We start from the raw sequence: 20,030 nt of genomic DNA, 5'->3' as shown, positions 1-20,030 counted from the left end.
CTACTCTGCATCAGACCCGTTGTCGTCGCCGTTATCATTTTGGGAATCATCCAGATTCATGTTCCCGATATCTGCAATCACATCGAAGTCGCTGCCTTCCGGCTGGTCTTCATCCGGGCTCAGTTCTTCGTCGCTGTTCTGGTTCGCGCCGTTCGTTTCGCCCACGTTGGCTGCGGTATGGTTGGCTTTGTTGGCCATATCCATATCCAGCTCTCTGGCAATATCGCCCATTCCGATGTCTTCATCTTCATCGTCCAGGTCGATTTCTTCATCGTCTTCATCCAGGACCTGGATGTCCAAACCGATGGCCTGCATTTCTTTCACCAGCACCTTGAAGGATTCAGGCACACCCGGTTCAGGGATGTTTTCACCCTTCACGATGGCTTCGTAGGCTTTCACACGGCCCACCACGTCATCGGACTTCACGGTCAGGATTTCCTGCAGGGTATAAGCGGCACCGTAAGCTTCCAGTGCCCATACTTCCATTTCCCCGAATCTCTGGCCGCCGAACTGGGCTTTACCACCCAGAGGCTGCTGGGTCACCAGGGAGTACGGACCGGTGGAACGGGCATGGATCTTATCTGCAACCAGATGGTGCAATTTCAGGTAGTAGATGCAGCCCACAGTAACAGGGTTATCGAAAGGTTCGCCGGTACGTCCATCGTACAGGATGGTCTTGCCGCTGGGATCCACGCCACCCAGTTTCAGGGTCTTCTGCATATCGTCTTCCCGGGCGGAATCGAACACAGGCACTGCCACAGGCACGGCATGGTCCACTGTCTGGGGCATACCATACTTATCCACATCATAACCGGCTTCTTTCAGTTCGCCGGCCAGGCTGGGATCACCGGATTCGATCCGCATGCCCAGGCCGCAGGCGGCCCAGCCCAGATGGGCTTCCAGGATCTGCCCGATGTTCATACGGGAAGGCACGCCCAGGGGGTTCAGTACGATCTGTACCGGTTCACCGTTGGGCAGGAACGGCATATCTTCCCGAGGCATGATCCGGGAAACCACACCCTTGTTCCCGTGGCGGCCTGCCATCTTATCGCCTTCGCTGATCTTCCGTTTCTGCACGATATGGACACGTACCTGTTTGGAAACGCCGGGGGGCAGTTCGTCGCCGTTTTCCCGGGTGAAGATCTGCACGCTGACAATGATGCCGGATTCGCCGTGAGGCACCCGCAGAGAGCTGTCCCGGACTTCCCGTGCTTTTTCTGCGAAGATGGCACGGATCAGCCGTTCTTCCGCACTCAGTTCCGTTTCACCTTTCGGAGTGACTTTGCCGACCAGGATATCACCAGGCCGTACTTCCGCACCAATGCGGATGATCCCGTCTTCATCCAGGTCTTTCAGGGCTTCTTCAGAAACGTTGGGGATGTCCCGGGTGATTTCTTCAGGTCCCAGTTTCGTATCCCGGGCATCGCAGTTGTATTCTTCGATATGGATGGAGGTGAACACATCTTCCTTCACCAGATCTTCGGACAGCAGTACAGCATCTTCGTAGTTGTAGCCTTCCCAGGGCATGTACGCTGCAATGGCGTTGCGGCCCAGAGCCAGTTCGCCGTGATCCGTGGCAGGACCATCGGCCAGGACCTGGCCTTCTTCCACCTTGTCGCCTTTATAGACAATGGGGCGCTGGTTCACACAGGTGCTCTGGTTGGAGCGTTTGAACTTCAGGACGTTGTATTCATCCACACCGGCACCATCGGCCCGGGTGATGATGATCTTATCGCCGCTGACGTATTTCACCGTGCCGGCATGCTTGGCCAGGATGCAGACACCGGAGTCCACAGCCACTTTGTATTCCATGCCGGTACCTACAACAGGCGCCTTGGGATTCAGCAGAGGCACAGCCTGCCGCTGCATGTTGGCACCCATCAGAGCACGGTTGGCGTCATCGTTTTCCAGGAAAGGAATCAGGGCTGCTGCGATGGACATAACCTGTTTAGGAGAAACGTCCATGAAATCCACACGGGTAGGAGGGATGGAAAGCACATCGTTCCGTTCCCGGCAGGTTACGTGGCTGTTCACGAAGGAACCGTCGTCGTTCAGCGGTTCGTTGGCCTGTGCCACGATATAGTTATCTTCCTCGTCTGCGGTCATGTAAACGATGTCGTTGGTCACCTTGCCGGTCTTCTTGTCCACCCGGCGGTACGGAGTTTCGATGAAGCCGTACCGGTTCACCACACCATAAGCGGCCAGGGACCCGATCAGACCGATGTTCGGGCCTTCAGGGGTTTCAATAGGACACATACGGCCGTAGTGGGAAACGTGTACGTCGCGGACTTCGTAGCCGGCACGTTCACGGGACAGACCACCGGGCCCCAGAGCAGACAGACGCCGTTTGTGGGTCAGTTCAGCCAGAGGGTTGTTCTGGTCCATGAACTGGGACAACTGGCTGCTGCCGAAGAATTCCTTCACCGCAGCCACCACCGGGCGGATGTTGATCAGGGCCTGGGGCGTAATGACGTCAGCATCCTGCAGGGTCATCCGTTCCCGGATTACCCGTTCCATACGGGACAGCCCGATCCGGAACTGGTTCTGCAGCAGTTCCCCTACGCAGCGTACACGACGGTTGCCCAGATGGTCGATATCGTCCTTGCCTTCCATGCCGTCGATCACGTTCAGCAGGTAAGCGAAGGAAGCGATCACATCAGCCGGAGTGATGACCCGGACAGAAGCATCGATATCCTTGGTGACGATGATGTGTTCCGGATGTTCCTGATAGTTCACCCACACATCCGCATAGCCGGGTTCGCTGTAGATCCCGCTTTGTTCCAGCTTGTCGATTTCTTCATCGCCAATGATGGTGCCTGCCGGCAGGACCACTTCGCCCTGAGTGCCATCGGGATTTTCGAAGGCAATGGGAGAAGTCAGTTCCTTGCCCAGCAGACGATGGCGCCAGCCCAGTTTCTTGTTGACCTTGTAACGGCCCACGTTGGCCAGGTCATACCGACGATTGTCGGAGAAGATGTTCTTGATCAGCTGAGCGGCATTTTCCAGGTTAGCCGGTTCGCCAGGACGCAGCTTCCGGTAGATTTCCAGCAGTGCATCCTCTTCGTTCTTGGTGGTATCCTTGGCCAGGGTGGCAGTCAGGAAGGGATGTTCACCAAAAGTCTTGATGATATCATCGTTGGTGGGCAGGCCCATCACACGCAGCAGTGCCGTGGCCGGCAGTTTCCGGGTCCGGTCCACACGGGCGTAGATGATGTCGTTCAGATCGGTTTCGTATTCGATCCAGGCGCCCCGGTTGGGGATGACCGTGGTCCCGTACAGGAACTTGCCCATGGGATCCATATCTTTGGAATAGTACACACCAGGAGAACGGACCAGCTGGCTGACGATGACCCGTTCAGCCCCGTTGATCACGAAGGTACCGGTATCGGTCATCAGAGGGAAGTCACCCATGAAAACGGTGGATTCCTTGATTTCGCCCGTATCCTTGTACAGCAGGCGCACGTCCACATTCAAAGGTGCTGCATAGGTAGCGTCCTTCTCTTTGCAGGTCTCGATATCATATTTGGGATCCCCAATGGTGAAGTTTTCAAAACTCAGTTCCAGGTTGTCAGTGAAATCCTTGATCGGGGAAACGTCTTTGAATACATCGTGCAGCCCCTCTCTTATGAACCACTCATAAGATTTTCTCTGCAGGTCGATCAAATGAGGCATCTTCAGGACTTCTTTGATCCGTGCATAACTGTACCGGATGCGGTCGCCATTATGAACCGGCTTAAACATGTGGTCTCTCACTCCTTTTCTCTAGGCAGGTATTCGAAGAAAGTACTAAGAATCTATCACATAAAAAAACAAGGCAGTCAACACAACTAAGATTGATCAGCCTTGTATCTTGCAATGTCTCTCAGTCAGCATTTCGTGCTCCTCTCCTCACTTGAGCGGGAACGCGATGTCCAACCACTGAGCACTCGCGAAACCTATATATCCTGCTTGTAACAAACTTCATGGACGATAATTATACCATATTACAGTGGAATTGTTCAAGAATACATGTGAACTTTTTATGAATTCTTTTTAAAAAGCCTTGCTATTTTCATGGAAAGGTTTTCCATCCCGGATCAGTGGGTTCCATTCCGGATGATCCAGGGCCAGCCGGATCAATGTGATCACATTGAAGTTGGAATTGTACCGGTAGAAGATCAGGAACCGGCCGCAGGGATAACAGCGGACCCCTTCCAGGTCCAGCAGAGAGTCCCGGGCATTGGCTGCCAGTTTGGGCATTTCCTCCAGCGCATGCAGTGTGGCTTCCAGCTGCTGCAGTTCTTCCGGGGTGCAGTGTTCCTTCGCCGCTGCTTCGTCCCGCTGTGCCTGCCGGGTACGCAGCAGGTTCCCCTCCAGATCCGCCATGTCTTCCTGTTCCAGGCTCCGGAGCCCTTCGCCCAGATACTGGCGTACCGTTTCCCGCAGGGTTTCTTCCATGATGGTTCTCCTTGCTCTCATATAGAAAAAGAGTGCCGCAGCTGCGACACTCTTTGGCGATTAAGCTTCCGCTTCAACCGGGTAAACGCTGATCTTCCGACGATCTTTACCCCATCTTTCAAAAGCAACCTTGCCGGCCACCTTTGCATAGATGGTGTAGTCTTTACCCATGCCAACGTTCTGGCCCATGTGGAACCGGGTGCCACGTTGACGGACAATGATGGAACCAGCCGTTACCAGCTGACCATTGTGTGCTTTCGTGCCCATGCGTTGTGCATTGGAGTCACGGCCGTTGGAAGTGGAGCCGCCCCCTTTATGATGGGCGTGTAATTGAAGGATTAATTCGAACACGATGTTCACCTCCTGTGCTCTTTGATAACGAGATAGTCGGGCGAATAAGTCTTCTGCAGATGACGGAGACCGCAGACCATGGTCTGCAGGATGGCTTCCGTCTTTGCATCCGGTTCATCCACCAGACAGACTCCCAAGGTACCGGCTTCCTGGTCAATGGAGTAGTCCACCCTGCGGTGGAGCACTTCATTCAGGCCATTGGCGGCCACCTGGGTATCCAGCGATACGGCAAAGCAAACTTCATCGAATCCTTCCGGATTGAACTCTGCATGTCCTGCCACGGTGTATCGTCTGATTCTGCCACGATTGTTGTAGTAGATATCTACCTGGATCATGGCTTAGGCTTCGATAGAAGTGATTTCAACCTGGGTGAAGGGTTGACGATGACCCTGGCGTTTCCGATAGTTGGATTTTGCTCTGTATTTGAAAACAAAGATCTTATCGGCTTTGCCCTGTTTAGCAACCTTGGCGGTTACTTTAGCGCCTGCAACGGTAGGAGTACCCACTTTTACATCGCCATCGTTGACAACAGTCAGAACTTCGTCAAAAACGACTTCCTGGCCTTCTTCAACGTTCAGTTTTTCAACATTCAGTACGTCGCCTTCGCTGACACGGTACTGTTTGCCACCTGTACGGATAATAGCGTACATATCTGCACCTCCCTCATTCAAGACTCGCCGGATGCGGTAACTCCCTACGGAGTTTTACGGAACCTCTCCGTGCGGTAGTGCTAAATTCACATTCAGCCTTCAAAGTATACTACATGGGCAGAAAAAAAGCAAGTTCTTCCCCTGCCAAAAATGCATTTTTATTCTGTAACTGGGGACCCAATCATGCTATAATAATTGAATTGTAAAGAAAGAAAGGTCGTGAGAATCAAAGATGAAAGAAATGATTCGTCTGGTGGGGATCACCAAGGAGTTTGAAGACAACCTGATCATCCCCACCCTTAACCTGACTATCTACGACGGAGAATTCGTGACCCTGCTGGGGCCCTCCGGCTGTGGCAAGACCACAATACTGCGCATGATTGCCGGTCTGGAGACGCCCACTTCGGGTCATATTTTTCTGGATGACGAAGAGGTCACCCAACTGGCCCCCTACAAGCGCAATGTGAACATGGTGTTCCAGCATTATGCCCTGTTCCCCCATATGACAGTGGAAGAAAACATCCGCTTCGGGCTGCTGATGAAAAAAGTTCCCCGCCAGGAGCAGCAGAAACGGATTGCCGAAGTGCTGCAGCTGACCCAGCTGGAGGAGCTGCGTTACCGGAAGCCCCAGCAGATGAGTGGCGGCCAGCAGCAGCGGGTCGCCATCGCCCGGGCTCTCGTAAACAATCCAAAAGTATTGCTGCTGGACGAACCATTGGGTGCCCTGGACTACAAGCTGCGGAAGACCATGCAGGTGGAACTGCGGAGCCTGCAGCAGCGCCTGGGCATCACCTTCATCTATGTCACCCACGACCAGGAAGAGGCCCTGACCATGAGCGACCGGGTCATCATCGTGAACGGCGGCCGCATCGAGCAGGACGATCCTCCGGAGAAGATCTACCAGTATCCCCGGAGCCGGTTCGCTGCCAGCTTCATCGGCGAGAACAACTTTTTCCCTGTACCCGGCGATGACAGCCGCCTGCTGGCCATCCGGCCCCAGTTCCTGGTGGTGACCGCTGAAAACGAGGAGACCCCTCCGGAAAAGAAGCCTCTCCATACAGGGACCATCGAACAGATCCTGTTCTGCGGCACCTTTGACAAGCTGTTCATCCGGCTGGATGACGACCGGCAGGTGATCACTGCCTACCAATATTATGATGAACACCGGGATTGGGATCTGGGCGACCGGGTCGGTATCTGGTGGAATCCCCAGGACAGCGTCCAGGTGACGAAATGAAGCGGGGCAAACTGCTGGTGCTGCCAGCCATGGGGTGGCTGGGGCTGTTCTTCGCCCTGCCCCTCCTGATTGTGGTGATCGTCTCCTTCGCCTCCCGTACACCCTACGGCCAGGTGGTTTTCAACTGGACCCTGGAGAACTACATCCAGTTCCTGGAGCCTCTGTATCTGAAGATTTTCGTCTTTACCCTGGGTACCGCCTTTTTAACCACCCTGCTGACCTTCGCCATGGGCTATCCGGTGGCCTACACCATCGCCATGGTCCTGCCAAAAAAATGGCAGCAGGCCGGCATCATCCTGGTCATGATCCCCTTCTGGATCAATTTCCTGATCCGCTCCTATTCCTGGGTGATCATTCTCCGGGCCCACGGTCTGGTAAACAGCTTCCTCATGTCCATCGGTGCCATCGAAGTGCCTCTGCAGCTGCTGTACAACAACACTGCCGTGCTCATCGGCATGGTCTACGGGCTGCTTCCCTTCATGGTCCTGCCCATCTACGTTTCTCTGGAACAGATGGACAAACGTCTGCTGGAAGCTGCCAGTGATCTGGGTGCCGGTTCTTTGACGGCATTCCGGAAGATCACGCTGCCCCTGACCATGCCCGGTGTGGCCGCCGGCTCCATCCTGGTTTTCATCTCCTCCCTGGGGATGTTCGTAGTGCCGGACATCATGGGCGGTGCCAAAAGCTCCCTGATGGGGAACGTGATCCAGAACCAGTTCCTGTCCGCCCGTGACTGGCCTTTCGGGTCGGCACTGTCCATCATCCTGGCACTGCTCAGCCTCATCATGATCGTGCTGTATTACAAGGCCCTGCAGGCCCAGAAAGGAGGCCACCCCCATGAAGAGAAACTGGCGTAGTGCCACCCTGGTGGCTTATTCCCTTGCCATCCTGGCTTTTCTGTATCTGCCGCTCCTGATTCTTTCCCTGTATTCCTTCAATGATTCCCGGATCAATGCGGTATGGACCGGTTTTACCTTCAAATGGTATGCGGCGCTGCTGGAAAATGATCGGGTACTGGAAGCCCTGGGCAACAGTCTGCTGATTGCTTCTGTCACCACCGTAGTGTCCACCGTCATGGGCACACTGGCGGCCCTGGCCCTCCATCGCTATCAGTATAAATGCAGGCTGCTGATCAACAGCCTGTTGTACCTGCCCATCCTGATCCCGGAAATCGTCATGGGGCTGTCGTTGCTGGTCCTGTTTTCCCAGCTGGGCATCAACCTGGGGCGGCCCACCCTGATCATAGCCCACATCACCTTCTGCATCTCCTTTGTGATCATCACTGTAGGCGCCCGTCTGGAAGGGTGCCGGCAGGATCTGGAGGAAGCTGCCAGCGACCTGTATGCCACCCCCTGGAATGCCTTCCGGTATGTGACCCTGCCCATGATCGCACCGGGGATCATCGCCGGTGCTCTCATGGCTTTCACCCTGTCCATCGATGATTTCGTCATCAGCTTCTTTGTGGCCGGTCCCAACTCCACCACCCTGCCCCTTTACATTTACGCCATGGTGAAGCGGGGGATCTCGCCCCAGATCAATGCCCTTTCCACCTGCATGATGCTGGTCACCATCTCCCTGGTGGTGATTTCCCAGCTGCTGCAGAAAAAGGATTTCCATTCTTCCCGAAAGGACTGATGCTGCATGAAGAAAATCCAATGGCTGCTGTGCGGACTCCTGGTTTTCCTGCTGATGGCCTTCACCGGCTGCGGCAAAGAGAAACCGGAGGAAACCGATGACAGACAGGTTTTGAACCTGTTCAGCTGGGCCGACAACTTCGACCCGGAAATGATCAAGGCCTTTGAAAAAAAGTACCACTGCAAGGTGAACTACGATGTGTTCGCCAACAACGAAGAACTGCTGGCCAAGCTCCAGGCCGGCGGGGCCCAGTACGATCTGATCCAGCCGTCCGATTATATGGTTTCCACCATGATCAAGCTGGATCTCCTGGAAAAACTGGATAAAGAGGCCATTCCCAATGCACGGAATGTGATGGATGCCCTCCAGCATCCCGATTTCGACCCCAACGGAGAGTATTCCGTCGTCTACACCTGGGGCATGACAGGAATCGTGTACAACAAGAAATACATCAAGGAGCCTCCCACTTCCTGGAATGACCTGTGGAAGCCGGAATACAAAGGCCGGGTGATCCTGTTGAACGACAGCCGGGAAGTGTTCGGCATGGCCCTGAAGAAGAACGGCTGGTCCAATAACTCCACAGATCCTGCCCAGCTGAAGAAAGCCTATGAAGATCTGACCCTGCTGGTGCCCAACATCCTGGCTTACGATACGGATGGCATCAAACAGAAATTCATTGCCGAGGAAGCCTGGATCGGAACCATGTGGTCCGGGGACGCTTCCTACAGTTACCACGAGAACCCCAACCTGGGTTTTGTCATTCCCAAAGAAGGGACCCTGGTGTGGGCCGATACCCTGGCCATTCCCAGGGGCGCCAAACACAAGAAACTGGCAGAGGAATTCATCAACTTCCTGTTCGACCCCCAGGTCAGTGCCAAAAACTACGAAGCCATCGGGTATAACGATCCCAACGGCAACGCCAAACAATACCACTCTCAGGAATATCTGGAAGACCCCATGCTGAATGCCGCCATCACCCACCTGAAAGAAGGGGAATGGCTCCATGACATCGGAGATGCCATTACCATGTACGACCGGTACTGGACAGAACTGAAGACGATCCGATAAAAAAAACAGGCTGCCGCCAATTGGCGACAGCCTGTTTTTTGCGTTCAGCTTATTTGGAAGCCTGCTGAGCCGGTACTTGTTTCACTTCTACCGGTACCAGGTTCAGGCCCTGCAGCTGGGCTTTTCTGCCCTTGGTGCTGAATACGAAAGTCATCTGCACATTGGGAGCCTTTTTCGCATCGCCGATGTAGATCAGACGGTCAGCATCCTGGAATTTGTCCAGGCGCACCAGTTTCAGGTTGCTGATGCCCCCCAGCTGGTTGGTCACGCCGTTTTTCATGTTGTTCAGAGCGGCTGCGTTGAAGTTCTTCTGCAGTTCCGGAGAAAAGCCGGCAGCTGCATCAGCCAGCTGGCCTTTGCCCTGGATCAGTTTGATCACTTTCGTAGTGGTCACTTCTTCCTGGGCCAGCAGATCACTGGCCGGGCTGGCAAAGCCCAGGCTTGCCATTCCCAGAGACAGTACAGCCGTCAGCATCAGAATCAATTTTTTCATGTTTCCTACACCCTTTCTCTTTCTATGATCATATTGTATGTGAAACTGAGAGCAGAAATCAAATGCTGTCCTTTTCGATCCGTTCCATGGCTTCTTTCGTGCCTTCATGGGTCCCGAAAGCGCTCAGGCGCAGATAGCCTTCGCCCATTTTACCGAAGCCGGCACCGGGCGTACCTACAATGGCCAGGTCATTCAGCAGATGGTCGAAATATTCCCAGCTGCCCATGCCGTTGGGGCACTTCACCCAAACGTAGGGAGAATATACACCGCCGTAGTACTTGTACCCCTTTTTATCGAAGGTGGCCATCATCATACGGGCATTTTCCCGATAGTAGTCCAGCATGTCCCCGCATTCTTTTTCGCCCAGAGGCGCCAGTGCCGCTTCCGCGCCCCGTTGCACGATGTAATTGACCCCGTTGAATTTGGTGGTCTGACGGCGCAGCCACATCTTGTTCAGGCTCATTTCCTTGCCTTCCGGAGATTTCCGGGTCAGCTGCTGGGGCACCACGGTATACCCACACCGGGTACCGGTGAACCCTGCCGTCTTGGAGAAAGAGCAGAATTCGATGGCGCAATCCTTGGCACCGGGGATGGTATAGATGCTCCGGGGCATATCCGGGTTGGTGATGAAAGCTTCATAGGCCGCATCATACAGGATGATGGCATCGTTCTTCAGCGCATAGTCCACCCATGCCTTCAGCTGTTCCTTGTTATAGGCAGCGCCGGTGGGGTTGTTGGGGGAGCACAGATAGATGATATCGGCCTTCACAGAGGGATCCGGCATGGGCAGGAAATCGTTTTCCGGAGTCCCGTTCATATACAGGATCTTCCGGTCCCGCATGACGTTGGTATCCACATACACAGGGTATACAGGATCCGGAACCAGGATCACATTGCTGTCATCGAACAGATCGGTAATATTGCCGCAGTCGCTCTTGGCACCGTCGCTGACAAAGATGTCCTTGGTTTCCAGCTGTACTCCATGACGGGCATAGTACTTCACAATGGCTTCGTGGAGGAATTCATAGCCCTGTTCCGGACCATAGCCCCGGAAGGTTTCCTTGTGGCCCATTTCCTGCACCGCCCTGGTCATGGCTTCGATGACGGAAGGCGCCAGAGGCAGGGTTACATCCCCGATGCCCATTTTAATGATTTTTTTATCCGGATGGGCTTCCGTGAAAGCCTTGACCCGGGCAGCGATATCCGAAAACAGATAGCTTTCCTTTAATTTTGCGAAATTACCATTTACCAATGCCATATTTTTTCTCCTTTAATACGAAACGTTCTTTTTCAACTGCAAACCTTTATTTATTGTAAAGTAGCAGGATGGGAATGTCAATTCCTGCCTCATTTATTTCAATAAATCTTCCGGAAGATCGATGACCCCTTCGTACACGGTGGCAGCCGGTCCCTTCAGGATGATGGTGTCATCCTGTTCCGCCTTCACCTGCAGCAGTCCTCCCTTGGCTTCCACCTTCAGGAATTCATTGGGTTTTCCGGCTTTTCCCAGATGCACACAGGTATACCCCACAGCACAAGCTCCGGTGCCGCAGGCCCAGGTCTCCCCGCTGCCCCGCTCCCAGACCCGGAACTTGACGTAATCCGGGCGGACCACCTGGACAAATTCCACATTGACCCGTTCCGGGAACACAGAAGAATGTTCGATGACTTTTCCCATCGCTTCCACCGGCGCCGTATCCACATCATCCACGAAAAGGACAAAATGGGGATTGCCCATGGAGACGGCCGTGCCCCGCACTGTGAATTTGACCCCGTCCGAACGGGTGAAGGTCACATCCCTGTCAATGCAGGTTGCTTCCGGCCAGTCCATGGGAATGTCCTTCGTATCGGTAATGGCTTTTCCCATATCCACTTCGGCCATGGACACCTTGCCATTTTCCACCGTCATGTGGATGGTCTTGATTCCGCCCAGGGTTTCCAGGGTAATGGTGTCCTTATGGGTCAGTCCCTTGTCATATACGTATTTGGCAATGCACCGGGAGCCATTTCCGCACATCTTCCCTTCCGATGCATCGGCATTGAACATCCGCATCCGGAAATCTGCCTTATCCGAAGGGCAGATGCAGATCAGTCCGTCAGAACCGATACCGAACCGACGGCGGCTGACAAATTCTGAAATTTTGCCGGGATTGGGCAGCATTTTATCCATACAGTCCACATACACATAGTCGTTCCCACAGCCATGCATCTTGGTGAATTTGATTTTCATGAAGTGTTTCCCCCTCATTCTCATTTGAATCCATATTATATCATGAAACCGTATCCTATGCACTCCTGCTGTGATTTCAAGGGGAGCGCCGGCAAACAGGTTACCTGGAAGTGCCTTCTTTTCTCTTATAACAGGTTATGGTAGACTAACTGTAGAAAAGGAGGAGATTCTGCAATGATGAAGGAAAAATTACTGGCCCTTTCCCTGGGGATGCTCCTGTGCGGCATGATGCCTACAGCGGCAGATCCGTCCGCCATTTCCCCTTCAGGACGGCAAGGAAACAATCAAAAGGACAGTCATAGGTTTTCCCGTCAAAATGGATCATCCGGATTTCTCCTTTCACAGGTCCCGTTCACTGGGCCTTTTTTTCCATGGTGGCCGTGTCCAGCAGGGTTCCATCGGGCAGGAAGGCCTGGAGCTGCAGCTCTGTATCCGTCTTGGTCATGACCAGATAGTTGTCCGTTTCCGGCTGAGGGGCCACATATTCATCCAGGGGATGTTCTTTCCACAGGCCGGGATAGCGCACATCGCCGGCCACCCCGGTGAGGATATACAGAGGCCCGTCGGGATTGTGGCGGAAATCCCGGATATGGCCCCGGTTCCGGTAGGTGTGGAGATGGGCGCTCAGCACCAGGTCGATGCCGTATTCATCAAAGAGCGGCATCCAGACCTTCCCTTCCTGCTCGATGCCCTCATCACGACCTGTACGGCCCGTAGCCGGATTGAAGGCATACCGGAGAGGATCCTTGTGCATCACCACAATATTCCATTTCTGCCGGTTCTGTTCCATGTCCTTCCGGAACCACTGGATTTCGTCCTGTTCCAGGTTGGGCTCCAGGTCCTTCATTTCGGAAAACACCGTATCCAGCACAACGAAATGCACATCCCCCACCGTAAAGGAGTAGAACCGGTTGGGATACTGGGCATAGCCGTTTTGCGGCAGATTGAACAGTTTCATATAGGCTTCCGGGCGGCGGACCTTCCAGTTCAGGTCATAGGTCTCATGGTTGCCTACCGTCGTGGCCATGGGGATCTTCTCCGCCATGGGTTCCACCACATCGAACCAGGCATTCCACTGGCTGGCATCCTGGCCGTTATCCACCTGATCCCCCATGTTCACAAAGAACTGGGCATCTTGGTTCCGCTGCCAGGCCGGCATGGCCGTGGCTTTCCACACGCTGTAATCCGCACTCTGGGAATCCGGGAAGATCAGGGCCTTGAAACTGTTACCCTGGAACGTGGTGAGGGGCATCCAGTCCGTGGCCTTCTTGCTGTAGCACAGCCGGTATTCATACTGAGTGCCAGGCTGCAACCCTTCCAGATGGGCCGTATGGATAAACGTCCTCGCCTTTCCATCCTGGAAAGCCTCCTCGCTGGCCTGGACAGTCTGGATATCCTCCTGTCCCTTCACCCGGAATTCCACCCGGGGCTTTTCTTCGGCAAAATCCGACTGCCACATAAGGGTCCGGCTGGTGGAAGGGTCCTTCGTCATCACCTGCCGGATGTTCCGGATTTCCGTCCCAGAGATCAATTCATAATGGATGGCCTGGTGTTTTCCCCAGGCAAAGACATCTTCCACCGGACGGGTCACATACCCGGGCAAAAAACGCCAGGCCGTAATGGCTGCCAGGACCGCCAAAAGGAGGGCCAGGACCCCTCCCTGTTTCCGATTCATTTTCATGGTAGTTTCCTTTCCAATTCATGGTATCACAATCGTCAAACGTATTATGGTTATTATAAAATGGAATAGTCGGTGGTGCCAATATCTTTTCCGTATGGTCGGTTATACGAAAATTTTACAAAAATCCAAGAAGCCAGCGGAACCGCCGTGGATCCCATCTCCGCCTCCATCATCCTGGCCGATAAGACTGATGTGCGCCGGAACCGGGTACACAATACCGTATCGGAGACCTTTGACAAACACGATACCGTAAACTATGCAGCCCTCACCAATAAGCTGCATATCGATTCCCATAAGAAAGTCATCACCCTGAAAATCGAACTGGATGAGAATATCTGTTCCATGATCGACTATTAATGAGGATATGACAAACGGGGCTGTGAAGAAATGAAAATCCATTTCTTCACAGCCCCGTTTCATTCTCTCAGGTCAAAAACTGTAACTTCCTACCCCCAGGTTTCCTGCACGATGGCTCACCTGTGTCCTAGAGTCACTGTGATTCGCAGATTTCTGTGCAGCCAGAGGGCTGTTCTTTTGGATGATGGCACCCCATACACTCTGAAAATCTTTGGGACGGAAGCCCAGATTCATTTCCCACATGGTAACGCCTTGCATTTTCATACGGATCTCCCCTTCCCTTTTTTCTGTTCCTTGCGGATTGGTTGTTTTTTCTTTGTGACTTCAGTATACCCCATATTGCTCACAAAGAAAAACAAGTAGTTTTATATAGCGTAACAAGCTTTTCCCTGTGCTATAATACCAATCAAAAGGAGGGGATTCCATGGAACTGGCACAAAAAATGTTCCTGTTGGCGGCAGAAGAGATGAATTTCACCAAAGCGGCCAGAAGGGCCTTCGTTACCCAGCAATGTCTCAGCGAACATATCCAGAAGCTGGAAAAACAACTGGGGACGAAACTGTTTCAAAGGGGAGGCCGTCTGCAGCTGACAGATACGGGTAAGGCTCTGGTCAGCACCCTGCACCAGATCCAACATCTGGAGGAAAATCTGCAGCAGAGGATCCAGGAAATCGAGGCCGGAGAAATCGGTGAAATCCGTCTTGGGATCAGTACCACCCGGGCCCGGCTCCTGCTGCCCCGTTTTCTGGAACGGTACCATAGGGCCTATCCCCAGGTCCACATTTCCATTACCCTGGGCGATACCGTCCATCATCTCCAGCTGTTGAAGACCCAGAAGCTGGATCTGGTACTGGGCTTGGACGCTCCTCCAGACCCTTTCCTGGAGGAACTGCTGATTGGAAGGGAAAAACTGATGGTGGTGGGTACCCGTTCCTTTTTCAGCCGCTACAGCCGCAAAAACAAGGACCTTTCCAGCTGGAAAACGGGAGATACCCTGTCCCTTGAGACATTCACGCCCTTTCCCCTGATAGGCAACCGGGAGCACAGTACCCTGCTGGAACTGGTCCAAAGCTGTCTCCGGGAAAATCATCTGGATTGTCCCCAGCCCATTTCCATCAGCGACATCGGTACCCAGGTCCAACTGTGCCGTCTGGGGCATACGGCCACCTTCTGCAATGATATCCTGGCTTTCCCCTTGATCCGGGAAGTGGAAAAGAGCCAGGAAGATCCCCTGCTGGCTTTTTACATTGCCAATGAGACCCACACCATGCGTTCCAGCATTTTGCGCCTGAAAGCCCAGGTACGGCCCAGATACCTGGAGGATTTCACGGAAGCATTGCTCCAGTATATGAAAAAAGCTGCTGCCACGGTTAGATAAAACGGAGGAAATATGCCGGGCAGGTCTTCTTGACAATCTCCAGGAATCGTCTTATACTACAGCTAATAGATTTATATTTATCAATATGAAAGGAGAGTATCCCATGGAATCTTTATCCCATACAGCCCGACAGTTCAAGGCCCTTGCCGATGAAAACCGTCTCCACATCCTGGAACTTCTCCAGGGAGGAGAACGGTGCGCCTGCGTGCTGCTGGAAAATCTCCATCTGTCCCAGCCCACCCTTTCCCACCATATGAAAATCCTGTGCGACGCGGGGCTGGTCACCGGTCGGAAAGAAGGCAAATGGGTCTACTATACCCTGAACCGGAACACAGCCCGGGAACTGGAAGAACGGATCCGGGACCTGTTCCGGGAAATCCCCTCTCTCCAGCCGACGGACTGCAACTGCCACAAGTGCCAGTAAATTTTTTGCGTTAACAGATTGATAAATTTCAATCTATAAATTTATTTTCTGGGAGGAATCCATTATGGAAAGAAAACAAGTACAGATTTTTGAACAGGCCATGTGCTGCCCTACAGGACTTTGCGGTCCTTCCATCGATCCGGAACTGCTGCGGATTTCTGCAGTGCTGGACACTCTGGAAAAACACGGAATCCCGGTGGAACGGTATAATCTGAGCAATGCGCCCCTCAAGTTCATCCAGACCCCGGCAGCAGCAGAATTCCTGCAGCACCATGGGCCTGAGGAACTGCCTCTGATCCTGGCAGATGGAAAGATCTGGATGACCGGCCGTTACCCCACCAATGAGGAATTTGTCCGGATGCTGGATTTCAATCCGGCCCTGCTGGTCGAAGACTCTGCCCCGCAGGACAGCGAAAAACAAGGACCCGGCGCCTGCTGCTGCTGCGAAGAAGAACCGGATGCCGGATCCTCCTGCTGCTGCGAAGAAAAGAAAGACAGCGAAACGTCCGGTTCCTGCTGCGGTTCCAGCTCTTCCAGCTGCTGTCAGTGAAGAAGGGAGACCCCCATGGAACTGTATGATCCTTTTGCCGCCATCCGCACCCAGTATGTGTTCTTTACCGGCAAAGGCGGTGTGGGTAAGACCTCCACAGCCTGTGCCACCGCCGTGGCTCTGGCCGACGCCGGACAGAAAGTGCTGCTGGTCAGCACGGACCCGGCCTCCAATCTCCAGGACATCTTTTCTCTGGAACTGAAAGAAAAACCCACTCCCATTCCCGGTGTCCCCGGGCTGGAAGCGGCCAACCTGGATCCGGTCAAGGCCGCTGCCGCCTACCGTGAAAGCGTGGTAGGTCCCTATCGGGGCATTCTGCCGGAAGCCGCCCTGCGGAACATGGAAGAACAGCTGTCCGGCTCCTGCACCATCGAAATCGCTGCTTTCAACGCCTTTACGGATTTCCTCACAGATCCGGAAACGGCCACAGCTTATGATAGGATCATTTTCGATACAGCTCCCACCGGCCATACCCTGCGGATGCTCCAGTTGCCTTCTGCCTGGAGCCAGTTTATCAGCACCAGTACCCACGGAGCCTCCTGTCTGGGTCAACTGTCCGGCCTGGAAAGCCGGAAGGCCCTGTACCGGCAGGCTGTGGAAACGCTGGCGGATCCTGGCCGGACCACCCTGCTTCTGGTGGCCCGGCCTGACCGGCCTCCGCTTTTGGAAGCGGACCGGGCCTCCCGGGAACTGGCCAAACTGGGCATCGGCAACCAGCAGCTGATCATCAACGGGCTGCTGGAAAAAACCGATGATCCGGTCACCAAAGAACTTTTTGCCAAACAGCAGATGGCTCTGGCAGAAATGTCCCAGGGGCTGAAAATCCTGCCATCCTGGCAGATTCCCTTCCGGAGCTACAATGTGACCGGCCTGGACCATGTACGGGCTCTCTTGAAAGGGGAAGTGGCCCCAGCCGCCGGCCGGGAACAACAGGCTCCCGTCCATACCCTCCAGGAGGTGGCGGAAGATCTGGAGCGGAATCATCGGAAGGTCATCTTCACCATGGGCAAAGGCGGCGTGGGAAAAACCACTGTAGCGGCGTCCCTGGCTCTCCGTCTGGCCCAAAAGGGACACCAGGTACTGCTCACCACCACCGACCCGGCCGGCCATCTCCAGGAAATCCTGGATCAGACGGACCGGCTCCAGCTGTGCCAGATCGACGAGCAGGCTGAACTCCGCCGCTACCAGCAGGAAGTTCTGGACCAGGCTCGGAAAAATGGCCTGAAAGAAGGAGACCTGGCCTACATCGAAGAAGACCTCCGTTCCCCCTGCACCCAGGAAATCGCCGTGTTCCGGGCATTTGCAGAAATCGTAGCCCGGTCCGGGGACCGGATTGTCATCATCGACACTGCCCCAACCGGCCATACCCTGCTGCTCCTGGAATCCACAGAAAACTACGACCGGGAGATCCGCCGGACCCGGGGTGCTGTTCCCCCTGCCGTCCAGCAGCTGCTGCCCCGGCTGAAAGGGCCGGAAACGGAAGTGGTGATCGTCACCCTGCCGGAAGCCACTCCCGTGTATGAAGCCCTGCGTCTGGAAGCAGATTTGAAACGGACCCGGCTCTACAGCCGCTGGTGGATCATCAACCGGTGCTTCAGCCAGACTGCCGCCCAAAGTCCTCTGCTGAAGGCCAAAGCGGACCGGGAAATCCCCTGGATCAACCAGGTGGCAGCCCACGCCGACGGTTGTGCAGCGGTGATTCCCTGGAAACAGTGGGAAATCAAAGGAAAGGTGCTGGAAACTTTATGAGACGAAAACCTGTTGTTGCTTTTCTCTGTATCCAAAACTCCTGCCGGAGTCAGATGGCCGAAGCCTTTGGCCGTCACCTGGCAGAAGATGTGTTTGTCAGCCGTTCTGCCGGTACCTGTCCGGCAGAACGGATCCATCCAACCGCCCAGCGGCTGATGAAGGAACTGTACCGGATCGACATGGAAAAAGAAGGCCAGTTCCCCAAAAGGCTGGAATCCCTGCCCACGCTGGACATGGTGGTGACCATGGGCTGCGGTGTCCAATGTCCGGTACTGCCCGGGGTGAGGACCCTGGCCTGGGAAATCCCTGACCCGGCCAACAAACCAGATCCAGAGTTCCGTACCATTATAGAAACCATCCGGTCCCAGGTGCTGTCCCTCCGGGATCAGATGAAAGGAGATGTCACAAAATGAAGGAAGGTAAAGATCCGGGCATCAGCCCGTTCCAACGGTATCTTTCTCTTTGGGTATTCCTCTGCATGGTGGCTGGAGTCCTGATAGGCCATTTCCTGCCTGCTGTTCCCCGATTCCTGGACCATTTACAGATTGACGGGATTTCCATACCCATTGCCATCCTGATCTGGATCATGATCTATCCCATGATGATGAAGGTGGATTTCCAGAGCATCCGTGAGGTAGGGCGCCATCCCAAAGGACTGTTTGTCACCTGGATCACCAACTGGCTGATCAAACCCTTTACCATGTATGGTCTGGCTGCCTTCTTCTTTTATCATGGATTCCACGGATTCATTCCAGAGGAACTGGCCACCCAATATCTGGCCGGGGCCGTTCTCCTGGGTGCAGCTCCCTGTACGGCCATGGTCTTTGTGTGGAGTACCCTGACCAAGGGAGATCCCGCTTATACGGTTGTCCAAGTAGCCACCAATGATCTGATCATCCTGGTGGCATTTGTACCTATTGTCAAATACCTGCTGGGTGTATCCCATGTAACTGTTCCCTACAGCGTGCTGTTCCTGAGCATCTTCCTGTTCGTAGTGATTCCCCTGGCCGGAGGGATCCTGACCCGAATCAGCGTCATAGAGCGGAAAGGTGCTGTTTATTTCAACCAGATCTTTGTCCATAAATTCGATCAGGCAACCACCTGGGGACTGCTGCTGACCCTGGTGATCATTTTCAGTTCCCAGGCCCAGGTCATCCTGTCCAATCCCTTCCATATCCTGCTGATTGCCATTCCCCTGGTCCTTCAGACCTATCTGATCTTTGCCATCGCCTATGGCGCCAGCAACCTGCTCCATCTGCCACATGACATTGCAGCTCCGGCCGGCATGATCGGTGCCTCCAACTTCTTCGAACTGGCCGTAGCCGTGGCCATTGCCCTGTTCGGAGTCACCAGCCCCGCCGCCCTGGCCACCACCGTAGGCGTGCTGACAGAAGTCCCCGTGATGCTGAGCCTGGTGAAAATTGCCAACAGGAAACAACAGCCTGACCATAAATGATAAAAACATAGGGAGTAAAGGCGCTGTGAAAAATCATCCACAGCGTCTTTATTTCGCTAGCGTCAGCTGGCTTCCATCGGCTAGTGACTAGAGACTAGTGACTAGTGACGGGGTATGAAAAAATCACATTCCCCTTTTTCAGTGGCTGGTGAATAGCGAGTCGTGATTGGAAAAGAATTTTTTGTACGCAAGGCAGGTCGGTAAGAGGGTCGATCAAAGCAATCGGCCCCTACAGCGTTGGGGTCATAGCGATACCGTACTCCCTCAGCCGGGCAGGGTGCCGCTGGCCGACCATGGAGCCGAGCGTAAAGCCATTTTCTGTTTCGCTCATCCG

The 20,030-nt window shown here is 54.1% G+C and carries 19 protein-coding genes and 1 pseudogene; 11 read left to right on the top strand and 9 right to left on the bottom strand.

The annotated features are described in order from the left end of the window. The 5 genes from rpoB to rplU form a co-directional block, all read right to left on the bottom strand. Nucleotides 1-3,741: a DNA-directed RNA polymerase subunit beta gene (rpoB, locus tag BQ5462_RS04040; protein WP_071142157.1), complete on the bottom strand. Its 3,741-nt coding sequence runs from the start codon at nt 3,739-3,741 to the stop codon at nt 1-3. A gap of 291 nt (nt 3,742-4,032) precedes the next feature. After that, entirely contained in the window at nt 4,033-4,437 is a 405-nt protein-coding gene (locus BQ5462_RS04035; RefSeq protein WP_071142156.1) for a type II toxin-antitoxin system RelE/ParE family toxin, read from the bottom strand. Nucleotides 4,438-4,497: 60 nt separating this feature from the next. Further along, the gene (gene rpmA / locus BQ5462_RS04030; RefSeq protein ID WP_071142155.1) at nt 4,498-4,788 is read right to left on the bottom strand and encodes a 50S ribosomal protein L27; all 291 of its coding nucleotides are present in this window, start codon (nt 4,786-4,788) and stop codon (nt 4,498-4,500) included. Between the two features lie 5 nt (nt 4,789-4,793). Beyond that, complete coding sequence (locus BQ5462_RS04025; protein WP_071142154.1) at nt 4,794-5,123, bottom strand: ribosomal-processing cysteine protease Prp; 330 nt, start codon at nt 5,121-5,123, stop codon at nt 4,794-4,796. A gap of 3 nt (nt 5,124-5,126) precedes the next feature. Beyond that, on the bottom strand, nt 5,127-5,438 hold the full coding sequence (gene rplU, locus BQ5462_RS04020; protein ID WP_071142153.1) for a 50S ribosomal protein L21: 312 nt from the start codon (nt 5,436-5,438) through the stop codon (nt 5,127-5,129). A gap of 232 nt (nt 5,439-5,670) precedes the next feature. On the opposite strand from rplU, the gene BQ5462_RS04015 reads away from it, so the two are divergent. From BQ5462_RS04015 to BQ5462_RS04000, 4 genes are read left to right on the top strand one after another with little or no spacing between them, the layout of a single operon-like run. After that, nucleotides 5,671-6,675: an ABC transporter ATP-binding protein gene (locus tag BQ5462_RS04015; protein WP_071142152.1), complete on the top strand. Its 1,005-nt coding sequence runs from the start codon at nt 5,671-5,673 to the stop codon at nt 6,673-6,675. Next, nucleotides 6,672-7,532: an ABC transporter permease gene (locus BQ5462_RS04010; protein WP_071142151.1), complete on the top strand. Its 861-nt coding sequence runs from the start codon at nt 6,672-6,674 to the stop codon at nt 7,530-7,532. The genes BQ5462_RS04015 and BQ5462_RS04010 overlap by 4 nt, the downstream gene beginning before the upstream one ends. Next, nucleotides 7,513-8,310, top strand: coding sequence for an ABC transporter permease (locus tag BQ5462_RS04005; RefSeq protein WP_071142150.1), 798 nt, complete (start codon nt 7,513-7,515; stop codon nt 8,308-8,310). Before BQ5462_RS04010 ends, BQ5462_RS04005 begins: the two co-directional genes overlap by 20 nt. A gap of 6 nt (nt 8,311-8,316) precedes the next feature. Beyond that, nucleotides 8,317-9,378 (top strand): polyamine ABC transporter substrate-binding protein, encoded by a 1,062-nt coding sequence (locus BQ5462_RS04000; protein WP_071142149.1) that lies wholly within the window; start codon nt 8,317-8,319, stop codon nt 9,376-9,378. A 49-nt stretch (nt 9,379-9,427) separates the two neighbouring features. On the opposite strand, the gene BQ5462_RS03995 is transcribed toward BQ5462_RS04000, so the two are convergent. The 4 genes from BQ5462_RS03995 to BQ5462_RS03980 all read right to left on the bottom strand — a co-directional run bounded on the left by BQ5462_RS03995 (nt 9,428) and on the right by BQ5462_RS03980 (nt 13,782). Beyond that, nucleotides 9,428-9,871: a hypothetical protein gene (locus BQ5462_RS03995; RefSeq protein ID WP_071142148.1), complete on the bottom strand. Its 444-nt coding sequence runs from the start codon at nt 9,869-9,871 to the stop codon at nt 9,428-9,430. 58 nt (nt 9,872-9,929) lie between these two features. After that, nucleotides 9,930-11,129, bottom strand: coding sequence for an LL-diaminopimelate aminotransferase (locus BQ5462_RS03990; RefSeq protein WP_071142147.1), 1,200 nt, complete (start codon nt 11,127-11,129; stop codon nt 9,930-9,932). A 93-nt stretch (nt 11,130-11,222) separates the two neighbouring features. Continuing rightward, entirely contained in the window at nt 11,223-12,095 is an 873-nt protein-coding gene (gene dapF / locus BQ5462_RS03985) for a diaminopimelate epimerase (protein ID WP_071143300.1), read from the bottom strand. Between the two features lie 358 nt (nt 12,096-12,453). Continuing rightward, nucleotides 12,454-13,782, bottom strand: a complete 1,329-nt coding sequence (locus BQ5462_RS03980) for a purple acid phosphatase family protein (RefSeq protein ID WP_071142146.1) — start codon at nt 13,780-13,782, stop codon at nt 12,454-12,456. Between the two features lie 129 nt (nt 13,783-13,911). On the opposite strand from BQ5462_RS03980, the pseudogene BQ5462_RS03975 reads away from it, so the two are divergent. The 7 genes and pseudogenes from BQ5462_RS03975 to arsB form a co-directional block, all read left to right on the top strand. Further along, nucleotides 13,912-14,136: pseudogene (locus BQ5462_RS03975) on the top strand (phosphohydrolase); the annotation flags it as partial. A gap of 427 nt (nt 14,137-14,563) precedes the next feature. Continuing rightward, the gene (locus BQ5462_RS03965) at nt 14,564-15,517 is read left to right on the top strand and encodes a LysR family transcriptional regulator (RefSeq protein WP_071142143.1); all 954 of its coding nucleotides are present in this window, start codon (nt 14,564-14,566) and stop codon (nt 15,515-15,517) included. Nucleotides 15,518-15,620: 103 nt separating this feature from the next. Beyond that, entirely contained in the window at nt 15,621-15,941 is a 321-nt protein-coding gene (locus BQ5462_RS03960) for an ArsR/SmtB family transcription factor (protein WP_071142142.1), read from the top strand. A gap of 64 nt (nt 15,942-16,005) precedes the next feature. Beyond that, nucleotides 16,006-16,491: an arsenite efflux transporter metallochaperone ArsD gene (gene arsD / locus BQ5462_RS03955; RefSeq protein WP_071142141.1), complete on the top strand. Its 486-nt coding sequence runs from the start codon at nt 16,006-16,008 to the stop codon at nt 16,489-16,491. 15 nt (nt 16,492-16,506) lie between these two features. Continuing rightward, complete coding sequence (gene arsA / locus BQ5462_RS03950) at nt 16,507-18,240, top strand: arsenical pump-driving ATPase (protein ID WP_071142140.1); 1,734 nt, start codon at nt 16,507-16,509, stop codon at nt 18,238-18,240. Beyond that, nucleotides 18,237-18,653, top strand: coding sequence for an arsenate reductase ArsC (locus tag BQ5462_RS03945; RefSeq protein WP_071142139.1), 417 nt, complete (start codon nt 18,237-18,239; stop codon nt 18,651-18,653). Before arsA ends, BQ5462_RS03945 begins: the two co-directional genes overlap by 4 nt. Then, nucleotides 18,650-19,696 carry an ACR3 family arsenite efflux transporter gene (gene arsB / locus BQ5462_RS03940; protein WP_071142138.1) on the top strand — a complete coding sequence of 349 codons (1,047 nt, stop codon included), beginning with the start codon at nt 18,650-18,652 and terminating at the stop codon, nt 19,694-19,696. The genes BQ5462_RS03945 and arsB overlap by 4 nt, the downstream gene beginning before the upstream one ends. The last annotated feature ends 334 nt before the right edge of the window (nt 19,697-20,030 follow it).

This window comes from Acidaminococcus timonensis, assembly GCF_900106585.1.
Lineage (GTDB): Bacteria > Bacillota > Negativicutes > Acidaminococcales > Acidaminococcaceae > Acidaminococcus > Acidaminococcus timonensis.
This window is presented reverse-complemented; position numbering and strand designations above follow the sequence as displayed.

Excerpts from the sequence above, each read along its gene's own strand:
- BQ5462_RS04025 (WP_071142154.1), bottom strand. The coding sequence starts at position 5,123 with ATGATCCAGGTAGATATCTACTACAACAATCGTGGCAGAATCAGACGA.
- BQ5462_RS03965 (WP_071142143.1), top strand. The coding sequence starts at position 14,564 with ATGGAACTGGCACAAAAAATGTTCCTGTTGGCGGCAGAAGAGATGAAT.
- BQ5462_RS04015 (WP_071142152.1), top strand. The coding sequence starts at position 5,671 with ATGAAAGAAATGATTCGTCTGGTGGGGATCACCAAGGAGTTTGAAGAC.
- BQ5462_RS03990 (WP_071142147.1), bottom strand. The coding sequence starts at position 11,129 with ATGGCATTGGTAAATGGTAATTTCGCAAAATTAAAGGAAAGCTATCTG.
- rpoB (WP_071142157.1), bottom strand. The coding sequence starts at position 3,741 with ATGTTTAAGCCGGTTCATAATGGCGACCGCATCCGGTACAGTTATGCA.
- BQ5462_RS03945 (WP_071142139.1), top strand. The coding sequence starts at position 18,237 with ATGAGACGAAAACCTGTTGTTGCTTTTCTCTGTATCCAAAACTCCTGC.
- rplU (WP_071142153.1), bottom strand. The coding sequence starts at position 5,438 with ATGTACGCTATTATCCGTACAGGTGGCAAACAGTACCGTGTCAGCGAA.
- BQ5462_RS04005 (WP_071142150.1), top strand. The coding sequence starts at position 7,513 with ATGAAGAGAAACTGGCGTAGTGCCACCCTGGTGGCTTATTCCCTTGCC.
- arsD (WP_071142141.1), top strand. The coding sequence starts at position 16,006 with ATGGAAAGAAAACAAGTACAGATTTTTGAACAGGCCATGTGCTGCCCT.
- arsA (WP_071142140.1), top strand. The coding sequence starts at position 16,507 with ATGGAACTGTATGATCCTTTTGCCGCCATCCGCACCCAGTATGTGTTC.
- arsB (WP_071142138.1), top strand. The coding sequence starts at position 18,650 with ATGAAGGAAGGTAAAGATCCGGGCATCAGCCCGTTCCAACGGTATCTT.
- BQ5462_RS04010 (WP_071142151.1), top strand. The coding sequence starts at position 6,672 with ATGAAGCGGGGCAAACTGCTGGTGCTGCCAGCCATGGGGTGGCTGGGG.
- BQ5462_RS04000 (WP_071142149.1), top strand. The coding sequence starts at position 8,317 with ATGAAGAAAATCCAATGGCTGCTGTGCGGACTCCTGGTTTTCCTGCTG.
- BQ5462_RS03960 (WP_071142142.1), top strand. The coding sequence starts at position 15,621 with ATGGAATCTTTATCCCATACAGCCCGACAGTTCAAGGCCCTTGCCGAT.
- BQ5462_RS04035 (WP_071142156.1), bottom strand. The coding sequence starts at position 4,437 with ATGGAAGAAACCCTGCGGGAAACGGTACGCCAGTATCTGGGCGAAGGG.
- BQ5462_RS03980 (WP_071142146.1), bottom strand. The coding sequence starts at position 13,782 with ATGAAAATGAATCGGAAACAGGGAGGGGTCCTGGCCCTCCTTTTGGCG.
- BQ5462_RS03995 (WP_071142148.1), bottom strand. The coding sequence starts at position 9,871 with ATGAAAAAATTGATTCTGATGCTGACGGCTGTACTGTCTCTGGGAATG.